The sequence below is a fragment of the Mycobacterium sp. IS-3022 genome (genome assembly GCF_001500065.1).
GTDB lineage: Bacteria > Actinomycetota > Actinomycetes > Mycobacteriales > Mycobacteriaceae > Mycobacterium.
Genome location: NZ_LQIN01000005.1, coordinates 1 through 20,627 on the forward strand (window position 1 = coordinate 1; position 20,627 = coordinate 20,627).

At 67.0% G+C, this 20,627-nt stretch carries 21 protein-coding genes; 14 read left to right on the plus strand and 7 right to left on the minus strand.

The genetic code is table 11. From position 1 onward, the window contains the following. The 9 genes from AU188_RS25685 to glgX all read left to right on the plus strand — a co-directional run. Positions 1-91 (plus strand): hypothetical protein (locus AU188_RS25685; RefSeq protein ID WP_286137329.1); only part of this gene is annotated, 91 nt, incomplete at its 5' end. Between the two features lie 292 nt (positions 92-383). Further along, positions 384-1,562 carry a zinc-dependent alcohol dehydrogenase gene (locus AU188_RS05835; protein ID WP_059162801.1) on the plus strand — a complete coding sequence of 393 codons (1,179 nt, stop codon included), beginning with the start codon at positions 384-386 and terminating at the stop codon, positions 1,560-1,562. Between the two features lie 5 nt (positions 1,563-1,567). Then, the gene (locus tag AU188_RS05840) at positions 1,568-3,028 is read left to right on the plus strand and encodes an aminotransferase class I/II-fold pyridoxal phosphate-dependent enzyme (protein WP_059162802.1); all 1,461 of its coding nucleotides are present in this window, start codon (positions 1,568-1,570) and stop codon (positions 3,026-3,028) included. 81 nt (positions 3,029-3,109) lie between these two features. Beyond that, complete coding sequence (locus tag AU188_RS05845) at positions 3,110-4,942, plus strand: hypothetical protein (RefSeq protein ID WP_059162803.1); 1,833 nt, start codon at positions 3,110-3,112, stop codon at positions 4,940-4,942. Further along, complete coding sequence (locus tag AU188_RS25470; protein ID WP_172799406.1) at positions 4,939-5,109, plus strand: hypothetical protein; 171 nt, start codon at positions 4,939-4,941, stop codon at positions 5,107-5,109. The genes AU188_RS05845 and AU188_RS25470 overlap by 4 nt, the downstream gene beginning before the upstream one ends. Further along, the gene (locus AU188_RS05850) at positions 5,106-5,537 is read left to right on the plus strand and encodes a hypothetical protein (protein WP_059162804.1); all 432 of its coding nucleotides are present in this window, start codon (positions 5,106-5,108) and stop codon (positions 5,535-5,537) included. Before AU188_RS25470 ends, AU188_RS05850 begins: the two co-directional genes overlap by 4 nt. Next, on the plus strand, positions 5,537-6,865 hold the full coding sequence (locus AU188_RS05855; protein WP_059162805.1) for a hypothetical protein: 1,329 nt from the start codon (positions 5,537-5,539) through the stop codon (positions 6,863-6,865). The genes AU188_RS05850 and AU188_RS05855 overlap by 1 nt, the downstream gene beginning before the upstream one ends. A 10-nt stretch (positions 6,866-6,875) precedes the next feature. Beyond that, positions 6,876-7,427: a nicotinamidase gene (locus AU188_RS05860; RefSeq protein ID WP_059162806.1), complete on the plus strand. Its 552-nt coding sequence runs from the start codon at positions 6,876-6,878 to the stop codon at positions 7,425-7,427. 222 nt (positions 7,428-7,649) lie between these two features. Beyond that, complete coding sequence (gene glgX, locus AU188_RS05865) at positions 7,650-9,800, plus strand: glycogen debranching protein GlgX (RefSeq protein WP_286137312.1); 2,151 nt, start codon at positions 7,650-7,652, stop codon at positions 9,798-9,800. A 4-nt stretch (positions 9,801-9,804) separates the two neighbouring features. Here glgX and AU188_RS05870 read toward each other — a convergent pair whose 3' ends face one another. The 3 genes from AU188_RS05870 to treS are packed head-to-tail and all read right to left on the minus strand — an operon-like array spanning position 9,805 to position 13,361. Continuing rightward, complete coding sequence (locus AU188_RS05870) at positions 9,805-10,152, minus strand: hypothetical protein (RefSeq protein WP_059162808.1); 348 nt, start codon at positions 10,150-10,152, stop codon at positions 9,805-9,807. Positions 10,153-10,206: 54 nt separating this feature from the next. Beyond that, positions 10,207-11,553 (minus strand): maltokinase N-terminal cap-like domain-containing protein, encoded by a 1,347-nt coding sequence (locus tag AU188_RS05875; RefSeq protein ID WP_059162809.1) that lies wholly within the window; start codon positions 11,551-11,553, stop codon positions 10,207-10,209. Continuing rightward, on the minus strand, positions 11,553-13,361 hold the full coding sequence (gene treS / locus AU188_RS05880) for a maltose alpha-D-glucosyltransferase (RefSeq protein ID WP_059162810.1): 1,809 nt from the start codon (positions 13,359-13,361) through the stop codon (positions 11,553-11,555). Before treS ends, AU188_RS05875 begins: the two co-directional genes overlap by 1 nt. 213 nt (positions 13,362-13,574) lie before the next feature. Between treS and AU188_RS05885 the strand changes: the two genes are divergently transcribed. Genes AU188_RS05885 through pyrE form a run of 3 tightly spaced genes read left to right on the plus strand, consistent with a single transcriptional unit; the run spans position 13,575 to position 15,402 of the window. Next, positions 13,575-13,964: a hypothetical protein gene (locus tag AU188_RS05885; RefSeq protein WP_059162915.1), complete on the plus strand. Its 390-nt coding sequence runs from the start codon at positions 13,575-13,577 to the stop codon at positions 13,962-13,964. A 43-nt stretch (positions 13,965-14,007) separates the two neighbouring features. Further along, entirely contained in the window at positions 14,008-14,808 is an 801-nt protein-coding gene (locus tag AU188_RS05890) for a HugZ family pyridoxamine 5'-phosphate oxidase (RefSeq protein ID WP_059162811.1), read from the plus strand. 15 nt (positions 14,809-14,823) lie between these two features. After that, entirely contained in the window at positions 14,824-15,402 is a 579-nt protein-coding gene (gene pyrE / locus AU188_RS05895) for an orotate phosphoribosyltransferase (RefSeq protein WP_059162812.1), read from the plus strand. 232 nt (positions 15,403-15,634) lie between these two features. Here the strand turns inward: pyrE and AU188_RS05900 are convergent, their stop codons facing one another. From AU188_RS05900 to AU188_RS05915, 4 genes are all read right to left on the minus strand, one after another. Further along, positions 15,635-16,675, minus strand: coding sequence for an ABC transporter ATP-binding protein (locus tag AU188_RS05900; RefSeq protein WP_059162813.1), 1,041 nt, complete (start codon positions 16,673-16,675; stop codon positions 15,635-15,637). Further along, complete coding sequence (locus AU188_RS05905; RefSeq protein ID WP_082686519.1) at positions 16,672-17,376, minus strand: ABC transporter permease; 705 nt, start codon at positions 17,374-17,376, stop codon at positions 16,672-16,674. The genes AU188_RS05900 and AU188_RS05905 overlap by 4 nt, the downstream gene beginning before the upstream one ends. Positions 17,377-17,450: 74 nt before the next feature. Next, entirely contained in the window at positions 17,451-18,293 is an 843-nt protein-coding gene (locus AU188_RS05910) for an ABC transporter permease (RefSeq protein ID WP_059162814.1), read from the minus strand. 9 nt (positions 18,294-18,302) lie between these two features. Then, positions 18,303-19,427: an ABC transporter substrate-binding protein gene (locus AU188_RS05915; protein ID WP_059162815.1), complete on the minus strand. Its 1,125-nt coding sequence runs from the start codon at positions 19,425-19,427 to the stop codon at positions 18,303-18,305. Between the two features lie 190 nt (positions 19,428-19,617). On the opposite strand from AU188_RS05915, the gene AU188_RS05920 reads away from it, so the two are divergent. Then, positions 19,618-20,166 carry a hypothetical protein gene (locus AU188_RS05920; RefSeq protein ID WP_059162816.1) on the plus strand — a complete coding sequence of 183 codons (549 nt, stop codon included), beginning with the start codon at positions 19,618-19,620 and terminating at the stop codon, positions 20,164-20,166. 36 nt (positions 20,167-20,202) lie between these two features. After that, a complete protein-coding gene (locus tag AU188_RS05925; RefSeq protein ID WP_059162817.1) occupies positions 20,203-20,610 on the plus strand; it encodes a TIGR03668 family PPOX class F420-dependent oxidoreductase in 408 nt (135 codons plus the stop codon). The last annotated feature ends 17 nt before the right edge of the window (positions 20,611-20,627 follow it).

Sequence of the window (20,627 nt, forward strand, 5' to 3'; positions counted from 1 at the left end):
AGTCCCACCCTGGCGCGGACCCCTCGGCGAACGCGCCGACTGGTGGTGGTACAACCCCTTCGAACCCCAACCCCCACAACCGCCCAACTGAGTCGGCCACCGGCCAACACCGCGCCAACGCTGAACCAGTTGAGGATCAACAGAATTCGACCTGGGTCAGTGCATGGCCAGATCACCGCAGCATGTAAGTCGCTGCGCGCCCGACAGCCAGCTAGATCGCCGTTCGCCAGACCGTCGCGCGCTGGACCGCCGTTCGCTCGATCGCGCGGTGTCCGCGGGCACCGTTCGAAGCGACAGCCAGCCTCCGTCTGACACCTCCGGACCCGCAGGGTTAGACACCCTCCGCAGCGGGCACGCCTCCTCCAGACAATCAGGAGGGCCCCATGCGAGCAGTGACGTGGCAGGGTCGGCGGAAGGTGTCCGTCGACGACGTGCCCGATCCGGCGATCAAGGAACCGACCGACGCGATCATCCGGGTCACCAGCACCAACATCTGCGGCTCGGACTTGCACCTCTACGAAGTGCTCGGCGCCTTCATGACTCCCGGCGACATCCTCGGCCACGAAGCGATGGGCATCGTGGAAGAGGTCGGCCGCGAGGTCAACGGCCTCCAACCCGGCGATCGCGTCGTGATCCCGTTCAACATCTCCTGTGGGCACTGCTTCATGTGCGACCACGGCCTGCAGAGCCAGTGCGAGACCACGCAGAACCGCGATCAAGGCACCGGCGCCGCACTGTTCGGCTACTCCAAGCTCTACGGCGAAGTCGCCGGCGGACAGGCGGAGTATCTGCGGGTCCCGCAGGCTCAGTACACCCACATCAAGGTGCCCGAGGACGGGCCCGACGACCGCTACGTCTACCTCTCCGACGTGCTTCCCACCGCATGGCAGGCCGTTGAGTACGCCGCCGTGCCCGACGCCGGCACCCTCGTCGTCCTCGGCCTCGGGCCGATCGGCTCGATGGCCTGCCGTATCGCGGCGCATCGCAAGGGCTGCAAGGTGATCGGCGTCGATCTGGTCGACGAACGGATTTCACGCGCCCGCGCCTACTGCGACGAGATCATCGACCTCCGCACCGACAACGCCGAAGAGGTCGTCAAGAGCCAGACCGACGGTCGCGGCGCCGACTCCGTCATCGACGCCGTCGGAATGGAAGCGCACGGTTCGCCCGTCGCCGAAACCATGCAGACCGCCAGCGGGTTCCTGCCCTCGCCGATCGGCCGCGTGGTCATGAAGAATGCCGGCGTCGACCGGCTCGCCGCGTTGAACTCCGCCATCTCCCTGGTCCGCCGCGGCGGCACCATCTCTCTGTCCGGGGTCTACGGCGGCGCCGCCGATCCGATCAACATGATGACGTTGTTCGACAAGCAGATTCAGCTGCGGATGGGCCAGGCCAACGTCAAGAAGTGGGTGCCCGACATCATGCCGCTGCTGACCGCCGAGGACCCCCTGCGCCTCGAGCAGTTCGCCACCCACCGGCTTCCGCTGGACGCAGCACCCGAGGCTTATGCAAGCTTCCAGAAGAAGGAGGACGGCATGGTCAAGGTGATCCTCAAGCCGTGAGCCACATGGATCAATCAGAAGCGCCGCTGCTAAACGCGCTGGTCGACTACCGAAACCGGAACCGCTATGGCTTCACCCCGCCGGGCCACCGGCAGGGGCGCGGCACCGACGCCCGCGTTCTCGAGGTCCTCGGCCGTGAAGCTTTCGCCGACGACCTGCTCGCCAACGGCGGGCTCGACGACCGTCGCAGCAGCAACAAATACCTTCAGCACGCCGAGGACCTGATGGCCGAAGCAGTCGGCGCCGAGGTCGCCTGGTTCTCCACCTGCGGTAGTTCACTCTCGGTGAAGGCCGCGATGATGGCCGTCGCCGGCGGGGACGGCGGGCTGCTCGTCCCCCGCGACAGCCACAAGTCCATCGTCGCCGGCCTCATCTTCTCCGGTGTCCAGCCGCGATGGGTCACCCCGCGCTGGGATGCCGAGCGCCACTTCAGCCATCCGCCGTCGGCGCAGGACTTCCGCGACGCCTGGGACCGTCATCCCGACGCCGCCGGAGCCCTCGTCGTCAGCCCCAGCGCGTACGGCACCTGCACCGACCTGTCCGAAATCGCCGAGGTCTGCCACGAACGCGGCAAGCCGCTGATCGTCGACGAGGCCTGGGGCGCACACCTGCCGTTCCACGAAGACCTGCCGACCTGGGCGATGGACGCCGGGGCCGACGTCTGCGTGGTGAGCGTGCACAAGATGGGCGCCGGTTTCGAGCAGGGTTCGGTCTTTCATCTGCAGGGCGACCTCGTCGACCAGGACCGTCTCTCCGCGTGCGCGGACCTGCTGATGACGACCAGCCCGAACGTGTTGATCTATGCCGCGATGGACGGCTGGCGCCGTCAGATGGTCGAGTGCGGCCACGAATTGCTCGGCGACGCATTGGGACTCGCGCGACAGCTACGCCAGGACATCGGCCTCATCCCCGACGTCGCGGTGATGGAGGATGAACTGCTCGGCAATGAGGCATCCCACGACCTCGACCGCCTGCAGATCCTCATCGACGTCTCCGCCACCGGCACGTCCGGCTATCAGGCGCACGACTGGCTGCGTGAACACAAGCAGCTCGACCTCGGCATGAGCGATCACCGGCGCATCCTGGCGACCATGTCGTTCGCCGACAACAAGGCCAGCGCCGAACGGTTGCTCGACGCGCTGTGGGCGTGGCGCAAGCAGGCCAACCACTTCGATCCGCCCCCACCGATGCACCTGCCGTCGCCCGAGGAGATCGAACTGGAGACCGTCGAACTGCCTCGTGATGCGTTCTTCGGGCCGGTCGAGGAGGTGCCGATCGAGAAGGCGAGCGGGCGCGTCTGCGCCGAGCAGATCACCCCGTATCCACCGGGTATCCCGGCGGTCGTCCCCGGCGAACTGCTGAACGAAGCGGTCCTCGACTATCTACGAACCGGACTGAAAGCGGGTATGAACATTCCCGATGCGGCAGACACCTCGCTTGAGACAATTCGCGTCGTCGCCACCTGATACCTCTGGTTTCGGGTCGGCGGCTTCTGGCAACATTACCGACGAGTAAGAAGTTTCCTCCGACAGTCAGCAGGTGGGCAGATGACGGGAACTGCGGAAATTTCGTTCGTCGCGCAGGACGAGGGCGGTGGTGCCGCACTCAACGAAGTGATCGGCCTCTCGGTCGCCGGCGCGGTGGTCGCGGCGTTGTTGTTGTGGATCGGCTGGATGCACCGCAACCACAAGATCACCTGGTTGGCTAGCCTCGGCGATTGGTCCGGGCGGCGGTTCAAGCGGCCGTCGTGGGTGGCCCTGCCGATCGCGTTGTTCATCGCGTCGATCATCTGCGCCCTGTTCGGCTTCATCTGGGACGTCAGTCTGCACATCGGCAACGGCCGTGATGACGGCGCGCTGGCCAATCCGGCGCACTACTTCATCCTGATCGGTCTGTTCGGCATCTTCGTCGCGGGCTGCACCGCGATGGTGCTGCCCTATGACCGGCCCGGTCCGTCCGCCGTGCGCATCACCGACGACTGGTACGCACCGGTCGGCGGGATCGTGATGGCCGGCTGCGGGCTCTACGCGCTGATGGGTTTCCCGCTCGACGACATCTGGCACCGCATCTTCGGCCAGGACGTCACGCTGTGGGGACCCACCCACCTGATGATGATCGGTGGCGCGGGCTTCTCCACGCTGGCCGCCGCGTACCTGGAGAAGGAAGGTCAGCGCGTCCGGACGGCGGACACCCCACCCGACGGCATCGGACTCAAGTTCGTGCAGTACCTGGCGTTCGCCGGCGTGCTCATCGGCGCGTCCGTCTACCAGATCGAATTCGACTTCGGCGTGCCGCAGTTCCGGCAGGTGTTCCAGCCCATGCTGATCGCGGCCGCCGCGGCGCTGGCGCTGGTGGCAGCCCGCATCTACATGGGCCGAGGCGCGGCCCTGCTCGCTGCGATCATCGCGATCGGGCTGCGCGGCCTGGTCGCGCTGGCGGTCGGTCCCGTCCTCGATGCGCCGATCAACTGGTTCCCGCTCTACCTCGGGCCGGCAGTGGTCGTCGAACTCCTGGCACTGACCCCTCTGTTGAAGCGGCCCATCGTGTTCGGTCTGGTCGCCGGCCTCGGTATCGGCACCGTGGGGCTGTGGCTGGAATCGCTTTGGATCAACGCCGTCTATCACTTGCCGTGGCCCACCAGCATCTGGCCGGAAGCATTGGCCATGGCGGTGCCGGTGGCGGTGCTCGTCGGCGCGTGCGGCGCGATGGTCGGCATGGTGTTGACCTCACAGCGGCTACCCCGCCGGGCCGTCGGGGTCGGCCTCGTCGTGCTGACGGTGTTGGCGATCGGCGGTGCAACGGCAAACGGGCTCCGCTATGACGTCCCCGAAAGTGCTTCGGCGGCAATCACTCTCACCGAAGCCCCGAACGCCGAGGGTGAGCGGTACGTGACCGCGGACGTCCAGATCACGCCCGCGAACCTGCTGAGTGACGATCCGAACTGGGTTTCCGTGCTCGGCTGGCAGGGTGAACTGCCCAACGACCGCGGCATCTTCATCGACCACCTCCAACAGGTGGGACCGGGCCACTACCGCTCCACGGAACCGATGCCGGTGTCCGGTACGTGGAAGACGTTGCTGCGCGTGCACGACGGGCGCACGCTCGCCGCGGTGCCGATCTATCTTGCGGGCGATCCGGGGATCGGCGCCGAAGAGGTGCCCGCCGAGGCGTCGATGACACGCCCCTTCGTCGCCGAGATCACGATCCTGCAGCGTGAGCGCAGCCCGGACATCCCCCAGTCGCTGTGGCTGATCGGCTGCCTGATCGTGCTGATCTGCAGCCTCGCGATGGTCGCGGGCGTCACCTGGGGCGGCGGCCGGATCAACAACAGCGAACCCTCCGGCAGCGAAGCGGAACTACAACCGACCGCCCAAGCATGATCGGCGCAGCGGACGGCCCAGATGTTCTGATTCTGGCCGACCACCCGGTGTGGCTTGCGGTGCCCGCTTTCGCACCGGCGATCGTCGTCGCCGGGGTGGTGGTGTACATCGCGGTGAAGAACCGGCGCAAACGTGAAACCCGACCGACCGACGAAGGGACACCGTGACACCGACACTGCGCCGACGATCCGTAATCGGCATCGTGACCGCCCTGACACTCCTGGCCGCCGGATGCGGCGGCTCGCAGAACACCGACACCGATGCAGGCAGTCCGGCGCAGGCGACGGTGAGCCCGTCGGACATGCCCGACCAGCAGCGGCCACCGGATCGGCTCACCATCGACATCACCATCGAGGGCGGCAACGTCACTCCCACCAACGCGCAGGTACAAGGCAAGGTGAACGAGCCGATTGTGCTGCGGGTCAACAGCGACGCGGCCGACGAGCTTCACGTGCACTCGGTGCCTGAGCACACGTTCAAGGTGGCGCCGAAGCCCGGACAACAGTTCCAGTTCACCGTGGAAGTGCCGGGCAACGTCGAGATCGAACTGCATGAGCTGAACCGCGTCGTCGCCACCGTCCAAGTTCAGCAGTGATGCCGGGGCCGTCGGTTTCCGTACTGGCCCACGGTCTCGGCGGTTCGACCGATCTGCCGATCCCCTTCACCTACGCGCTGATCGGTGCGGCGTGGGCGTTGACGTTCACGTTCGCGGTGGTCGCGCTCGCTTGGCGGAAGCCACGGTTCGATCCGACCAATTCCGTTCGGCCCCTTCCCCGTTGGGTGTCGACGGTGGTGGACGCGCCGCTGACCCGGTGGATCGTCGCGCTGGCCGGCTTGGCGTTCGCGGTGTGGGTGGGCATCGCCGCGGTCGCGGGTCCCCAGGACGAGAGAAACCCGCTACCCGGGGTGTTCTACGTCTTGCTGTGGGTGGGCCTGGTGGCGGTGTCGCTGGTCATCGGGCCCGTGTGGCGGGCGATATCGCCGGTGCGGTCGGTTCTTCGGCTGGTGGGCAGTCGTTCACTGGGCCTGACCTACCCCGCGCGGCTGGGATACTGGCCGGCCGTCTTCGGCCTGTTCGCGTTCGTCTGGCTGGAACTGGCCAGCCCCGAACCGGGTTCGCTTACCGCCATTCGGATCTGGCTGCTGATCTACCTCGGAGTCACCCTCGCCGGTGCGCTCTGCTGCGGTGAGCGGTGGTGCGCGCGGGCCGATCCGTTCGAGGTGTACAGCGTGGTGGCATCACGGCTGTCGCCGTTTCGGCGCGACCCCGACACCGGCCGGATCGCGATCGGCAACCCGTTCGACCACCTTCCGTCGCTACCGGTGCGCCCAGGCACCGTCGCGGTCGTCGCCGTGCTACTGGGATCGACTGCGTTCGACAGCTTCTCGGCGATGCCGGCGTGGCGAAACTTCGTCGACGACAACTCCTCGTCCGAGTTCACGGCAACCCTCATCAGAACCGCCGGCCTGTTCTCGTTCGCCGCGATCGTCGCCTGCACGTTCTGGCTCGCGTCGATCGCCACCGGCGGTGTCGACCGCGACCGCCGCCGCCAGTTGCCCGGCCTGATGGCGCATTCGCTGATCCCGATCGTCATCGGATATGTGTTCGCCCACTACCTGACGTACCTGATCGAGCGTGGACAGCAGACCATCATCCTGTTGGCCGATCCGCTGGGCCGCGGCTGGAACCTCCTCGGACTCGGCAACGCCGAGGTCAGCTACTTCCTGTCCCAACATCCCGCGGTGCTCTCGAGCCTCAAGGTCGGGTTCGTCGTCGCCGGCCACATCGCGGGGGTGGTCGCGGCGCACGACCGCGCGCTGCGGATCCTGCCGTCCGGCTATCAACTCACCGGACAGCTCGCGATGATGCTGGTCATGGTGGGCTACACGTTCACCGGGCTGTACCTGCTGTTCGGCGGGTAGCGTCGGAAGGATGAAGGCGCTCATCATCGTCGACGTCCAGAACGACTTCTGCGAGGGCGGTTCGCTGGCTGTCACCGGAGGCAGCGACGTCGCAGCGGCCATCAGCGACTTGCTCGCCGGTCGGACCGACTACGCACATGTGGTGGCCACCAAGGACTTTCACGTCGATCCCGGCGACCATTTCTCCGACAACCCGGATTTCGTCACGTCCTGGCCGCGGCACTGCGTGGTCGGCACCGCCGGCGCCGACTTCCATCCGCACTTTCAATTCAACGCGGTCGAGGCCGTCTTCACCAAGGGTGAGTACTCGGCCGCTTACAGCGGGTTCGAAGGCACCGACGACGACGGCACGTCGCTGGCCGACTGGCTGCGCCAGCGCGGGGTCGACGAGGTGGACGTCGTCGGCATCGCTACCGACCACTGCGTCAAGGCGACCGCCTCCGACGCCGCGGCCAACGGCTTCTCCACCCGGGTGCTGCTCGAACTGACGGCAGGTGTCGCGCCCGAGTCGACCGAGCGGGCCGTCGCCGACCTCCGCGAGGCCGGCGTCGAAATCGCCTAGCCGGCCGTTACCGCAGTGCGCTGCCGCGGCCGGTTGAGCGTGACAGTTGCCACACCATCGTCGACGTCGGCCCACAACGTCCGAAAAGTGGGCAGGTCGGGACGGCTGGCCACATGATCTCCCTGCGCTGGCGGGCTTCGGTGCGATTTGGTTGTGATGTTGCCTCACCGGGCACACCCGTATGGTTCCGTTGGTCTGTTCGTTCGTCGTCTGGAGTGTGCATTGACCCAAGCCGCCACCGCCCAAGCCGCGCCCGTGGAGATCTGGCCGGGCAAGGCCTACCCGCTGGGCGCCACCTATGACGGCTTCGGCACCAACTTCGCGGTGTTCAGCGAAGCCGCCGAAAAGGTCGAGCTGTGCCTGTTCGACGCCCAGGGCACCGAGACCCGGATCACGCTGCCCGAGGTCGACGCGTTCGTGTGGCATGGCTTCATCCCGAACATCGAGCCCGGCCAGCGCTACGGGTACCGGGTACACGGCCCGTATGAGCCGGCGGCAGGGCACAGGTGCAACCCGAACAAGCTGCTGATCGACCCGTACGCGAAGGCCATCGACGGCCAATTCGACTGGGGCCAGTCGCTGTTCAGCTACAACTTCGGTGATCCCGACAGCCGCAACGACGACGACTCGGCGCCGAACATGCCGAAGTGCGTCGTGATCAACCCGTACTTCGACTGGGGTGTGGACCGGCCGCCGGGCCACGAGTACGCCGATTCGATCATCTACGAGGCGCACGTAAAGGGCCTGACGCAAACGCATCCCGACATCCCCGAACAGATCCGCGGCACCTACGCCGCGGTGGGCCATCCGGTCATCATCGAGCACCTCAAGTCGCTGGGCGTGACCGCGATCGAGTTGATGCCGGTGCACCACTTCGCCAACGACTCCACCCTGGTCGACAAGGGCCTGTCCAACTACTGGGGCTACAACACCATCGCCTTCCTCGCACCGGATTCCAAGTACAGCTCCAACCCCAATCCGGGTGGTCAGGTGCAGGAGTTCAAGGCGATGGTGCGCGCGCTGCACGAAGCCGACATCGAGGTGATCCTCGACGTGGTCTACAACCACACCGCCGAGGGCAATCACCTGGGCCCCACCCTGTCGTTCCGCGGTATCGACAACTCCGCGTACTACCGGCTCGTCGACGACGACAAGCGCTACTACATGGATTACACCGGCACGGGCAACAGCCTCAACGTCGGCCACCCGCATGCACTGCAGCTGATCATGGATTCGCTGCGGTACTGGGTCACCGAGATGCACGTCGACGGGTTCCGGTTCGACCTGGCCTCGACGCTGGCCCGGGAGTTCTACGACGTCGACCGGCTGGCTACGTTCTTCGAACTCGTGCAACAGGATCCGACCGTCAGCCAGGTCAAGCTGATCGCCGAGCCGTGGGACGTCGGCCCCGGCGGCTATCAGGTCGGCGGCTTCCCGCCGCAGTGGACGGAGTGGAACGGCAAGTACCGCGACACCGTTCGCGACTACTGGCGCGGCGAGTCGGCGACCATCGACGAGTTCGCGTCCCGGCTCACCGGTTCGTCGGACCTCTACGAGCAGACCGGCCGACGTCCGGTCGCCTCCATCAACTTCGTCGTCGCCCACGACGGCTTCACGCTGCGGGACCTGGTGTCCTACAACGAGAAACACAACGAGGCCAACGGCGAGGACAACCGCGACGGCGAGAGCCACAACCGGTCCTGGAACTGCGGCGTCGAAGGGCCCACCGACGACCCGGAGGTCAACGCCCTGCGAGCCCGGCAGCAACGCAATTTCCTCACCACGCTGCTGCTGTCGCAGGGCGTGCCGATGATTGCGCACGGCGACGAACTCGGCCGCACGCAGCAGGGCAACAACAACGTCTACTGCCAGGACAACGAGCTGTCCTGGATCGACTGGGCCTCCGCCGACGCCGACCTGATGGACTTCACCCGCACGGTGTCCGCCCTGCGCTCGGGGCACCCGATATTCCGTCGGCGCCGGTTCTTCTCCGGCCGTCCCGTGCGGCAACGCGGCGGCGAGCGACTGCCCGACATCGCCTGGTTCGCACCCGACGGTTCGGAGATGAGCGACGAGGACTGGGAGAGCGGCTTCGCCAAGACGATCGCGGTCTACCTCAACGGCAACGGGATCCCCGACCGAGACGTCCGCGGTCAGCGGGTGGTCGACGACTCGTTCGTGCTGTGCTTCAACGCCCACCACGAGGCCATCGAATTCACTCTGCCCGGCGAACAATTCGGGCCGGCGTGGACGCCGGTGGTCAACACCGGGAAGGATTCGGCCGACGAGTCGGAGCCAAAGCCGCTCAACGCCGGCCACGCCATCACCGTCGAAGCCCGTTCAGTGGTGGTGCTGCAGGCACCGATGGCCTAGAGGGCTATTCGACGACGGGGAAGAACGAATCGCCGTCTTCGGGCGTCCCACTGATCTGGCCCTCGTCGGTGCCATGGTCGTCCGGATTGACGCGGTCCATCTGCACGCCCTCGTCGGTCGGCCGCTCGGCCACGTCGGGTTCCTCGGCGGCGAGTTTCTCGTCGAGGGTCTCGTCGATTTCGCCGTCGGCATTGACCTTGTCGGCCTCGCGCCAATGATCTGGCGGATCGACGGTTTCGTCGCCGTCGTCGTTGCGCACGTCGTCGGAGTCGAACGCCTCCGTCGGGCGCAGCGTGTCGCCGACGCCGCCGCCGTCGTTGGGTGAATTACCTGGGTCCGGATTCGCGTTCACACCTGTTCGGTTGCCCGCCTGCCCTGACGCTAAACGCCAGCCGGCGCCGGCGCGTCAGCCGACGATCCGGGCGATCGACTTCAGCGGGATCGGCAACCAACTCGGCCGGAAGCGCGCCTCGTATGCGGCCTCGTAGACCGCTTTGTCCAGTTCGTAGGCCGCCAGCAGCTGCCCGGAATCGCGCGGATCCGCGCCGGACACCTCGGCATAGCCGTCGCAGAACGACGCGGCGTTGCGGTCCACCCACTCGCGCGCCCGCGCCCCGAGCTGACGGTCGTGGTCCTCGTCGGAAGACTGTTCCATCAGGCGCTGGTAGGCGGCGTACTCGTAGGACCGCAGCAGCCCGGCCACATCGCGCAACGGCGAGTCGGGGCGGCGGCGTTCCTCGAGCGGCTGGCCCGGCTCGCCTTCGAAGTCGATCAGCAGCCAGCCCTCGGGGATGCGCAGCACCTGGCCGAGATGCAGGTCGCCGTGGATGCGTTGAACCCTGATGGTCTCCTCGGAGAGCTTGCGGTAACGCTCCTCGATCAGCGGCGCGTACTGCTCGAGGGCCGGTACCGCCTTGGCGGCCGATGCCAACCGCTCCAACGCCGTGTCGGCCGGGAACAGCGCGGTCTCCGTGCCCAGTTCGTCGGCCAGCGTCGCATGCACCGACGCGACCGCCTCGCCGAGCCGGTAGGACTCCCCGGCGAAGTCGCCGCCCACCTCGTCGGCGTACAGGTCACCTTCGGCGAACAGGTCGCGGGTGCTGGCGGTCGCCATGTCCCAGCCCTCGGCCGAGGTCGCGGCGAACTCCGTGACCATGCCCAGCGCGCACGGCTCGCCGTGCCCGTCCACCGTCCAAGTCGTCTCGAAAGCGCCGAGCAGCCGCGCCACATGCGGGTTACCGGCGCGCGCCAGCACGCGGTTCAACTCGATGTCGGGGTTGGTCCCGGGCGTGATGCGGCGGAACAGCTTGAGGATCGCCTCCTCCTCGAACACCACGCTGGTGTTGCTCTGTTCGGCTGCGGACACCCGCGGTGCGGCGTCCAGCGGTAACTCGACGTCGGGCTCCTTGACGAAGCGCACGGTGTTCTCGCCGGAGCCCACGGTCGCCGACGAGTCGATGAGCGACAGCAGGTACTGCGCGGCGTCGGGCTCGTAGAGCGCGTCGTAGGCGGTGCGGTCGCCGTCCGCACCGATGGTCGCGACCTCGGCGTACTCCTCGATTGGCCCGGTGTTCCAGCGCACGAGCACCTGATAGCGCTCACGCGACCCGTCGGTGTAGGACACGTCGAGCAGCATGAGGTCCAGATCGTCGCGCAACGCGATGCGCGCGGCCTCCTCGACGGAGGCCAACTCACGGCTGCGGCCGGCGTACCACCGCTGGTGGGGTAGCCATTCGTCGAACGGCAGGGTCATCACTGTTCTCCAAGCTCCGGGCTGGGCGCCTTCAGCGAGAACCAGTAGAACCCGTGACCGGGCAGGGTCAGCAGGTAGGGCAACTGGCCGATGCGGGGGAACTCAACGTACCCGGTCATCTCGACCGGCGTGTACCCGTTGTAGGCCTGCAAATTCAACTCGATGGGTTGTGGGAAACGGGACAGGTTGTTGACGCACAACACGGTGTCCTTCTCGCCGCTGTCCTTCTCGATTTCGCGGACATACGTGAGCACGGACGGGTTCGAGCCCCCCAACTCGTGGAAGCTGCCGATCGCGAACGCGTCGTGGCGGCTGCGCACGGTGAGCATGGTGCGGGTCCAGTTCAACAGCGAGTTGGAGATGTCGCGCTGAGCTTCGACGTTGACCGCTTGATAGCCGTAGATCGCATCCTGGTTCGGCGGCAGATACACCCGGCCGGGCGTCGCGGTCGAGAAACCGGCGTTGCGGTCCGGCGTCCACTGCATCGGGGTGCGCACGGCATCGCGGTCGCCGAGCCAGATGATGTCGCCCATGCCGATCTCGTCGCCGTAGTACAGCACCGGCGAACCGGGCAGCGACAACAGCAGCGCGGTGAACAACTCCATCTGATTGCGGTCGTTGTCCAGTAGCGGCGCCAGCCGTCGCCGGATCCCGACGTTGGCCTTCATCCGCGGATCCTTGGCGTACTCGGCGTACATGTAGTCGCGCTCTTCGTCGGTGACCATCTCCAACGTCAACTCGTCGTGGTTGCGAAGAAAGATGCCCCACTGCGCCATCTCCGGGATGTCGGGCGTCTGCGCCAGAATTTCGGAGATCGGAAACCGCGATTCGCGGCGGACCGCCATGAAGATGCGCGGCATCAACGGGAAGTGGAACGCCATGTGGCATTCGTCGCCGCCGGTGTCGGGGTCGCCGAAGTACTCGACCACGTCGGCCGGCCACTGATTCGCCTCGGCCAACAGCACGCGGCCCGGGTACTCGTCGTCGATCACCTTGCGGCAGTGCTTGAGAAACGCGTGCGTCTCGGGCAGGTTCTCGCAGTTGGTGCCCTCTCGCTCGAACAGGTACGGCACCGCGTCCAGCCGGAAGCCGTCGATGCCGATGTCGAGCCAGAACCGCAGGACGTCGAGCATCGCCTCCTGCACGGCAGGGTTGTCGTAGTTGAGGTCGGGCTGATGGCTGAAGAACCGGTGCCAGTAGAACTGCCGTCGCACCGGGTCGAAGGTCCAGTTCGACTCCTCGGTGTCGACGAAGATGATCCGGGCGTCTTTGTACTTGTCGCTGGTGTCGCTCCACACGTAGAAGTCGCCGTACGGCCCGTCCGGGTCCCTGCGTGACTCCTGAAACCATGCATGCGAGTCGGACGTGTGGTTCATGACGAGATCGGTGATGACCCGGATACCCCGGCGGTGCGCTGCGTCGAGCAGATCGACGAAGTCGTCGACGGTGCCGAACTCAGGCAGCACCTTGTAGAAGTCCCGGATGTCGTAGCCGCCGTCGCGCAGCGGCGAATCGTAAAACGGGGGCAGCCAAAGACAGTCCACCCCAAGCCACTTCACGTAGTCGAGTTGTTCGGTCAGCCCACAGAGGTCGCCGATGCCGTCGGAGTTCGAGTCGTAGAACGCGCGCACCAGCACTTCGTAGAAAACGGCCCGCTTGAACCACGTGCGGTCCTCGGGCAGCACCCGGGCGTGACCGAAGTCTTCGGCGGTGGGGTGTTCGACGACACCATCCTCGACGTGACTGCCCTCCGCCGGGTCGTGGTCGGCGGATGCGTCGGAAGCTCGGACACCGCTGCGTTGATCCATACGGTCTCCAACCTACCCACGTCGCGAAGAATCGAATCGCCGTAGCTCCGTGCGCTGGGCGCGGCGGAACTGTTGAATCGGCGTCGGAGACAGGCTACGGTTCTCGACGTCTTGTGATCTTGATCTCCGAACGAAGTGGGTGCTGTGGCTGATTCGACGCCGAACGAAGGTGAAGCTCCGGTAATTGTCGGCATGGCCGATGCGGCCATGCACATGTACGACGCCGCCATCGAAGCGCTTCCCGGCCACAGCGACCCGGAGTTCTCCGAGCGGGCCGGCGTCATCCTCGCGGGCCTGCGCAAGTTGCAGGGCTCGCTGACGGACGCCGCGGGCCGCAGCCGCCCGACGCCGTCGGTCATCGTCGCGCTCAGCGGTGTCCGCAAGCGCTACGACGAGTTGATGGAGAACGCCGCGTCGGGACCGAACGCCACGCTCGGCCAGCGGCTCTACGTCGCGCGGGTGCACGCGAAGCTGTCGAGCAAAGAGGCGGCCAACGGCGTCGGACTGCGCAAGGACCTGATCGAAGCCGTGGAGGCGGAGGAACCCGCCACCGAGGAAGAAACCACCCGGATCAAGGACCTGATCGCCGCGCTCGGCGGCTGAGGCTCGAGGCGGTCACGGGCGATCGCTTCGGTATCGTTCCGGCGTGGCAACACGTGATCACGGCGACCCCGGCGACGCACCGTCCGTTCCTCCGCCGCTGACGGAGGTGGTCAATGCGGTCCGGCCGTCGGCGGCCGAGGAAGCCCGCACGATCGCCGCGTCCACCAACACCGGAACACTCGCGACGCTGACCTCCGACGGCGACCCATGGGCGTCGTTCGTGACGTACGGGCTGCTCGACGGCGCCCCGGTGCTGTGCGTATCCAACCTCGCCGAGCACGGCCGCAACCTTCTGAACGATCCGCGGGCCAGCATCGCGATCGTCGCGCCGGATTCGGAGACCGACCCGCTGGCCAGCGGTCGGATCACGCTCGCGGGCGTGGCGGAGCGACCCGTCGGCGACGAGTCGGCCGCCGCGCGGGAGGCGCACCTGTCGGCCGTCGCGGCGGCGAAGTACTACATCGACTACAGCGACTTCACGCTGTGGGTGCTGCGGGTGCACCGCGTGCGCTGGGTCGGCGGGTACGGCCGCATGGACTCGACGACGGGTGAGGCCTACGCCGCGGCGCAGCCCGATCCGGTGCAGCCATTGGCGGCCGGCGCCATCGAACACCTCAACGCCGACCACGCCGACGCGCTGGTCGCGATGGCCAAAGTCCTGGGCGGCTACCCGGACACCACGGCGGCGACCTGCACGAGCGTCGACCGCTACGGGCTGGACCTGCGTCTGACGACCGATCGTGGGATGGCCTACACCCGGATCGGCTACCGCGCGCCGATCGACTCCATCGGCGAATTGCGTTCGGCCGCCGTGGAGCTGACGCGGCTGGCGCGTCGGGCCTGAAATACGATCGCGGGTATGTCTGCAGCCGCCGGGCGACCGGCCTCCTGGCAAGCGGCGTTCGACCTGATCGCCACCCGCGGTCACGAACGTCGCGAGGAGCCGTTCAAGTTGGCCAGCGGCCAGCTGTCCCACGACTACATCGACGGCAAATACGCGATCGACACCGGTGAGCGGTTGACGATCGTCAGCCGCGCGGTCGCGGAGCTGGCCGACAGCCGCGGCATCGAGTTCGACGCGGTCGGCGGCCTCACCATGGGCGCGGACCCGTTGGCGCACGGCGTCGCGATGGTGACGGGCAAGGCCTGGTTCTCGGTCCGCAAGGAACAGAAGCAGCGGGGCCGCGAGCAGTGGATCGAGGGCACGCGGTTGCAGGCGGGCACCCGGGTACTGCTCGTCGACGACGTGATCAGCACGGGCGGCTCGACCGAGATCGCGTTCGACCGGGTGACCGCGGCGGGGGCTGTCGTCACGGGCGTGATCCCGATGGTGGACCGCGGCGACATCGCGGCCAAGCGCTTCGCCGACCGCAACGTGCCGTTCGCCGCGCTGGTGACCTACCGCGACCTGGGAATCGAGCCGGTCAAGGACGTCTAGCGTCGTGAGTCATTAGTTCGGGCGCAGAATTTAGGGTGCTTGTGCGCACGCACGGGGCCGGGGGTGCTGGTCTGCGAAATGGTCCTAGCGCCGAGATTGCATCCAGGGTTGTGCTGATCTGAGAAAACGACCACAGCCGTGTGTGCAATCTCGAGCATAGGAAGCCGAAAACGGACCACACCGAACGCGCGAACCTCGAATTCTCACTGACGACAAGTAACGACTCTGGACACTAGCCCGGTACCACCAGCACGCCGTCGGCCTGGACACCGACCGTCACGGTGTCCCCCGGCGCGAAGGTGCGGGCCGCCGAACTGGCCATCTGCGCGCTGACCGTCCCGCCGTCGGGCAGCGTCAGGTGGACGCGCGACGTCGGACCGAGGAACACCACCGAGCTGACCGTCGACGTGCCGGCCGGGTCGGCGGTCACCGTGACCGATTCCGGCCGCACCATCGCCAGCCCCGACCCAGAGCTCAATGACCCCGGCAGCATGGGCACCGAGGTGTCGAGCAGCTGCGCGCGACCGCCGGAGATCACCGCAGGCACTTTGTTGTTCAGCCCGACGAAGTCCGCGACGAACGGCGTCGCCGGGTTGGCGTAGAGGTCCGCGGGCGCGGCCACCTGTTCGAGCTTGCCCTGGCTCATCACCGCGACGCGGTCGGCGACGGCGAGCGCCTCCTCCTGGTCGTGGGTGACGAACAGCGTCGTCGTGCCGACTTCGGACTGCACGCGGCGGATCTCGTCACGCAACTGTGAGCGGACCTTGGCATCCAACGCCGAGAGCGGTTCGTCGAGCAGCAGCACGCGCGGCTGGACGGCCAGGGCGCGGGCCAGCGCGACGCGCTGCTGCTGACCACCCGACAACTCGCTGGCGAACTTGTGTGTGTGCGCGGACAACCCGACCAAGTCGATCATGTCGGCCGCTCGAGACAGCCGCTCGCGCTTGGACATTCGACGCATCTTCAGCCCGAACGCGATGTTGTCGAGCACCGTGAGGTGCGGGAAGAGGCTGTAGGCCTGAAACACCATGCCCATGTCGCGCTTGTTCGCCGGAATCCCGCTCAGGTCCCGGCCGTCGACGGACACCGTCCCCGCGGTGGCTTTGTCGAGGCCGGCGAGGATGCGCAGCGCGGTGGTCTTGCCGCAGCCGGACGGTCCGAGCAACGCGACCAGTTCACCCGGTTCGATGTGCAGGGTCAGCCCGTCGAGCGCCTTCACCGAACCGTACAACCGCGTGAGATCGTTGAGTTCGACGGCGACTCCGGCGGTCATGACGTCACTCCTCGCACGCCGCGGCGCCCTCGGGTGACCAGCGAAAGCGCAAGGAGCAGAACGAAGCCAAGCAACAGCACGGCCAACGAGGCCGCCACCGAGGTCGGGCCGTCGGACTTGCCGATCGCCACGATCTGCACCGGAAGTGTCTGGTACCCGCTGAGCGACGCGATCGTGTACTCGCCGAGCACCACGGCGATCGAGATGAACGCCGCGGACAGGATGCCCGACCAGATGTTGGGCACCACGACCCGCAGGATCGTCGTCGTCCAGCCGGCGCCGAGCGACCGCGCGGCCTCGGTGAGGGTCGGCAGGTCGATCGACGACAGCGCCGCGTCCAGCGCTCGGTAGGCGAACGGGAACACCAACACGAGGTAGACGAACGTCAGCGTCAACGCGGATTCCCCGAACAGGTACGTGACCCAGAGGTACACGTTGCGCAGGCCGACGACGATGACCAACGCCGGAATCGTCAACGGCAGCAGGCACAAAAACTCCACCACGCCGTTGGCCCACCGCGCACGCAGGCGCACCCAGATCATCGTCGGCAGCAGGATCACCAACACCGCGAGCACCGTGAACACCGCAAGCAGCAGCGAGACCACGATGGCCTGATACAGCGCGTCGTCGGCCAGCAGGTTGGTCCACGCCCGAAGTGTGCGTCCGCCGGTAATCAGGTTGCGCGTGGAGAAGTCGGCCATCGCATACAGCGGGAACAGGAAGAACAATCCGAACAACACCCACAGCGTGCCTCGAAACAGCTTGGCACCGAAGCTCACCGGAGCCACCGCGCGGTGCGTCGCACCAACCTGGTGTAGGCCACCATCACCACGGCCACGACGACGATCATCTCCAGCGCCAGGGCGTAGGCGAAGCCGGACTGGCCCAACACCACCTCGCTGGTGAGCGCCGCCCGGATCAGCAGCGGCACGATCGGACTGCCCTGGCTGACCAACGCCGCGGCCGTCGCGTATGCCGCAAAAGCGTTGGCGAACAACAGCAGCGCGGAGCCCAGGAACGCCGGCGCCAACAACGGCACGACCACTTCGCGAAAGTACTGGCCGCGCGAGGCCCCCAGGCTCACCGCGGCTTCCCGCCACTGCTCGCGCAGCCCCTCCAGCGCCGGCACGAACACGATCACCATCAGCGGGATCTGAAAGTAGGCGTAGACGACGATCAATCCGGGGAGATCGTAGAGCCAGCCCGACGCCGCGAGATTCCATCCGAGCATCTGCTGGATCCACAGCGTCAGGACACCGTTCAGCCCGATCGTCGCGAGGAACGCGAAAGCCAGTGCCACACCGCCGAACTGCGCGAGCACGCTGCACAGCGCGATCACCGCGCGGCGCACCATCGAATTGGTCGGGCTGGACACGATCAACCACGAGAGAACGGCACCCAGCAGGGCGCCGATGAGAGCGGTGCTGGCCGACAACACCAGGCTCTTCGTCAGCGCCGAGAGCGCCGGGCCGGAGAACAACGCGTCGATGCGGGCCAGCGTGAAAACTCCGTCGGCGAAGAACGCGTTGACGATCACCGTGACGGTCGGGACGACCAGGAACGTCGCCACCACGGCCAGAAACGGCACCAGGGGCACGGCATCCCGCAGTTTCTTCAGCGTCGCTCCTCAGCCGATCGCGGCGGCCCAGTGCTCGGACAGGTACTTGGTGGCCGCCTTGGTCTGCTGCGGGGACGGCACGGTGACGGGCCCGTCGATGATCGGGACGGTCGCCGCGGCGTCCAATTTGCCTTCGGCGGCCATGATGTCGGCGCGGACCGGTCGCACACCGCCGAGCGCGAACAGGTTCTGTCCCTCGTCGCTGTAGAGGAATTCCTGCCACAACCGCGCGGCGGCCGGATGCGGTGCGTCCTTGTTGATCGCCTGGTAGTAGTAACCGGCGACCGCGTGTGCCGGCGGCACCAGCACCTGCCACGACGGCAACCTCTTGGTTTCGGCGGCGTTGGTGAAGTTCCAGTCGATGACCACCGGCGTCTGCCCGGACTCGATGGTGGCCGGCGTCGGGTCGACGGGCAGGAAGTTGCCCGCGTCGGCGAGCTTTCGGAAGAACTCGACCCCCGGAGCGATGTCGTCGACCGAACCGCCTTGGGAGAGCGCGACCATCAGCACACCGGAGAACGCGGCACCAGCCTGGGTGGGATCGCCGTTGAGCGCGACTTTGCCGCGGTAGTCCGGTTTGAGCAGATCGTCGACAGCCGTCACCGGCGGCACCTTGGCCGAGTCGTATCCGATCGACATGTAGCCGCCGTAATCGTTGACCCAGGTGCCGTTCGGGTCCTTGAACGCCGCGGGGATGTCGTCGAAGTTGGCCACCTTGTACGGCGCGAACATCGCGGTGTTGGCCAGCGCAACGGACTGGCCGAGATCGAAGACGTCGGGCGCGGTGCTCTTACCCTTCTGCTGGGTGGCCGCGTTGATCTCATCCTGGCTCGACGCGTCGGGATGCGCGGAGTTCACCTTGATGCCGTACTTGTCCGAGAAAGCCTTGGTGATCGCGCCGTAGTTCGCCCAATCCGGCGGCAGCGCAATGACATTGAGCTCGCCTTCCTTCTTGGCTGCCGCCACCAGCGCGTCGATTCCGCCGAAATCCTCGGCGGAGGTGGCCTCGGCGGCTTTCACGCCGGACTCCGTCTGTTCGCCGTCGCCGCTCTTCTGCGGCGGTGCGCACGCGGTCGAACCGGCCAGCAGGAGAACGGATGCGGCTGATGCGGCCACCAGGCCTGTGAAGTTCATTGCCGAACCTTCCGATGGTCTGGCGAAACGGCGCAGTGACGCAGCAGTTACCGCATCCGATCGCCGCGGTGAATCAATCTGTGCGGGGCGCTCGAACCCTATCGCGGCCGGACAGAGGACGGGAAACTCGCTTGTCTTCAGTTTGTCCGACCGGACATTTGTGCAGGTCTGTCGGCGTTAACATTCCTGTGTGGCGGAACGCGAAGCCTCGGGGGACTTCGACTACCTGTCCGACGACATCGTCGATGTCGCGGACGCCGATGAGAGCGGCGACGATGAACTGCCCCAACCGAACATGGCGTTCGACGCCTTCGACGAGCGCACCTGGTACTTCGAACCCGCCCCGCCGCCCTGGTATCGAACCAAGCCCACGCTGACCGTGCTGGTCGCCGCGTCGGTCGCGGCCGTCGCGCTCGTCGTCTCCGGTGTCCTGCTCATGTTCCGCGGACCCGGCGAGCCCGGAAGCGAGGAGGCCACCCCGGTCAGCCCGACCGCGCTGACCACGGCCGCACCCGCGCGCAGCGCATCGCCGCCCAGGAAATCACCGCCGCCGCCTGCACCACCGCCGCCGGTCGCGAGGTCGGCGGCACCCGCCGCCCCGCCCCCTGCCGCGACCAACCGGCCGCGTCCCCCGGAGACGAGGGCCACCCGCGATCCGGAGTTCGGCGTGACGCGTACCCCGGTCACGCGATCGCCGATCAGCGTCGCACCGCAGCGGCCGGGGCAGGCTCAGCGGTGACGCCAACCCGGGTGGGAACCGGAATACGCTGAACGTATGGCCGAATTCGATGCCGAGGCCACCTTCGCCGAGTCGCCGGTAGCGATGCTGGCCACCGTGGGGCCGGAGTCGACGCCGCACGTCGTGCCGGTGGTGTTCGCCGTGCACCGCAACGTCGTCTACACCGCGGTGGACGCCAAGCGGAAGTCGACACACCGGCTGCGCAGGCTGGCCAACATCGAGGCCAACCCGCAGGTGAGCATGCTGGTCCATCACTACGACGACGACTGGGCCAAATTGTGGTGGGTGCGCGCCGACGGCCGCGCCGAAATTCATTACAGCGGCGAGGAAATGGCGGCCGGTTACGCGCTGCTGCGCCGCAAGTACCCGCAGTACCAGCGGCTCGAGCTGGCCGGGCCGGTGGTGACCGTCGACATCGAGCGATTGTCGTCATGGCAGGCGTGAACGGCTTCGCGCAGCCC

Excerpts from the sequence above, each read along its gene's own strand:
- AU188_RS25470 (WP_172799406.1), top strand. The coding sequence starts at position 4,939 with ATGATCGGCGCAGCGGACGGCCCAGATGTTCTGATTCTGGCCGACCAC.
- AU188_RS05835 (WP_059162801.1), top strand. The coding sequence starts at position 384 with ATGCGAGCAGTGACGTGGCAGGGTCGGCGGAAGGTGTCCGTCGACGAC.
- AU188_RS05925 (WP_059162817.1), top strand. The coding sequence starts at position 20,203 with ATGGCCGAATTCGATGCCGAGGCCACCTTCGCCGAGTCGCCGGTAGCG.
- pyrE (WP_059162812.1), top strand. The coding sequence starts at position 14,824 with ATGTCTGCAGCCGCCGGGCGACCGGCCTCCTGGCAAGCGGCGTTCGAC.
- AU188_RS05855 (WP_059162805.1), top strand. The coding sequence starts at position 5,537 with ATGCCGGGGCCGTCGGTTTCCGTACTGGCCCACGGTCTCGGCGGTTCG.
- AU188_RS05885 (WP_059162915.1), top strand. The coding sequence starts at position 13,575 with ATGTACGACGCCGCCATCGAAGCGCTTCCCGGCCACAGCGACCCGGAG.
- treS (WP_059162810.1), bottom strand. The coding sequence starts at position 13,361 with ATGGATCAACGCAGCGGTGTCCGAGCTTCCGACGCATCCGCCGACCAC.
- AU188_RS05875 (WP_059162809.1), bottom strand. The coding sequence starts at position 11,553 with ATGACCCTGCCGTTCGACGAATGGCTACCCCACCAGCGGTGGTACGCC.
- AU188_RS05915 (WP_059162815.1), bottom strand. The coding sequence starts at position 19,427 with ATGAACTTCACAGGCCTGGTGGCCGCATCAGCCGCATCCGTTCTCCTG.
- AU188_RS05900 (WP_059162813.1), bottom strand. The coding sequence starts at position 16,675 with ATGACCGCCGGAGTCGCCGTCGAACTCAACGATCTCACGCGGTTGTAC.
- AU188_RS05860 (WP_059162806.1), top strand. The coding sequence starts at position 6,876 with ATGAAGGCGCTCATCATCGTCGACGTCCAGAACGACTTCTGCGAGGGC.
- AU188_RS05840 (WP_059162802.1), top strand. The coding sequence starts at position 1,568 with ATGGATCAATCAGAAGCGCCGCTGCTAAACGCGCTGGTCGACTACCGA.
- AU188_RS05845 (WP_059162803.1), top strand. The coding sequence starts at position 3,110 with ATGACGGGAACTGCGGAAATTTCGTTCGTCGCGCAGGACGAGGGCGGT.
- AU188_RS05905 (WP_082686519.1), bottom strand. The coding sequence starts at position 17,376 with ATGGCCGACTTCTCCACGCGCAACCTGATTACCGGCGGACGCACACTT.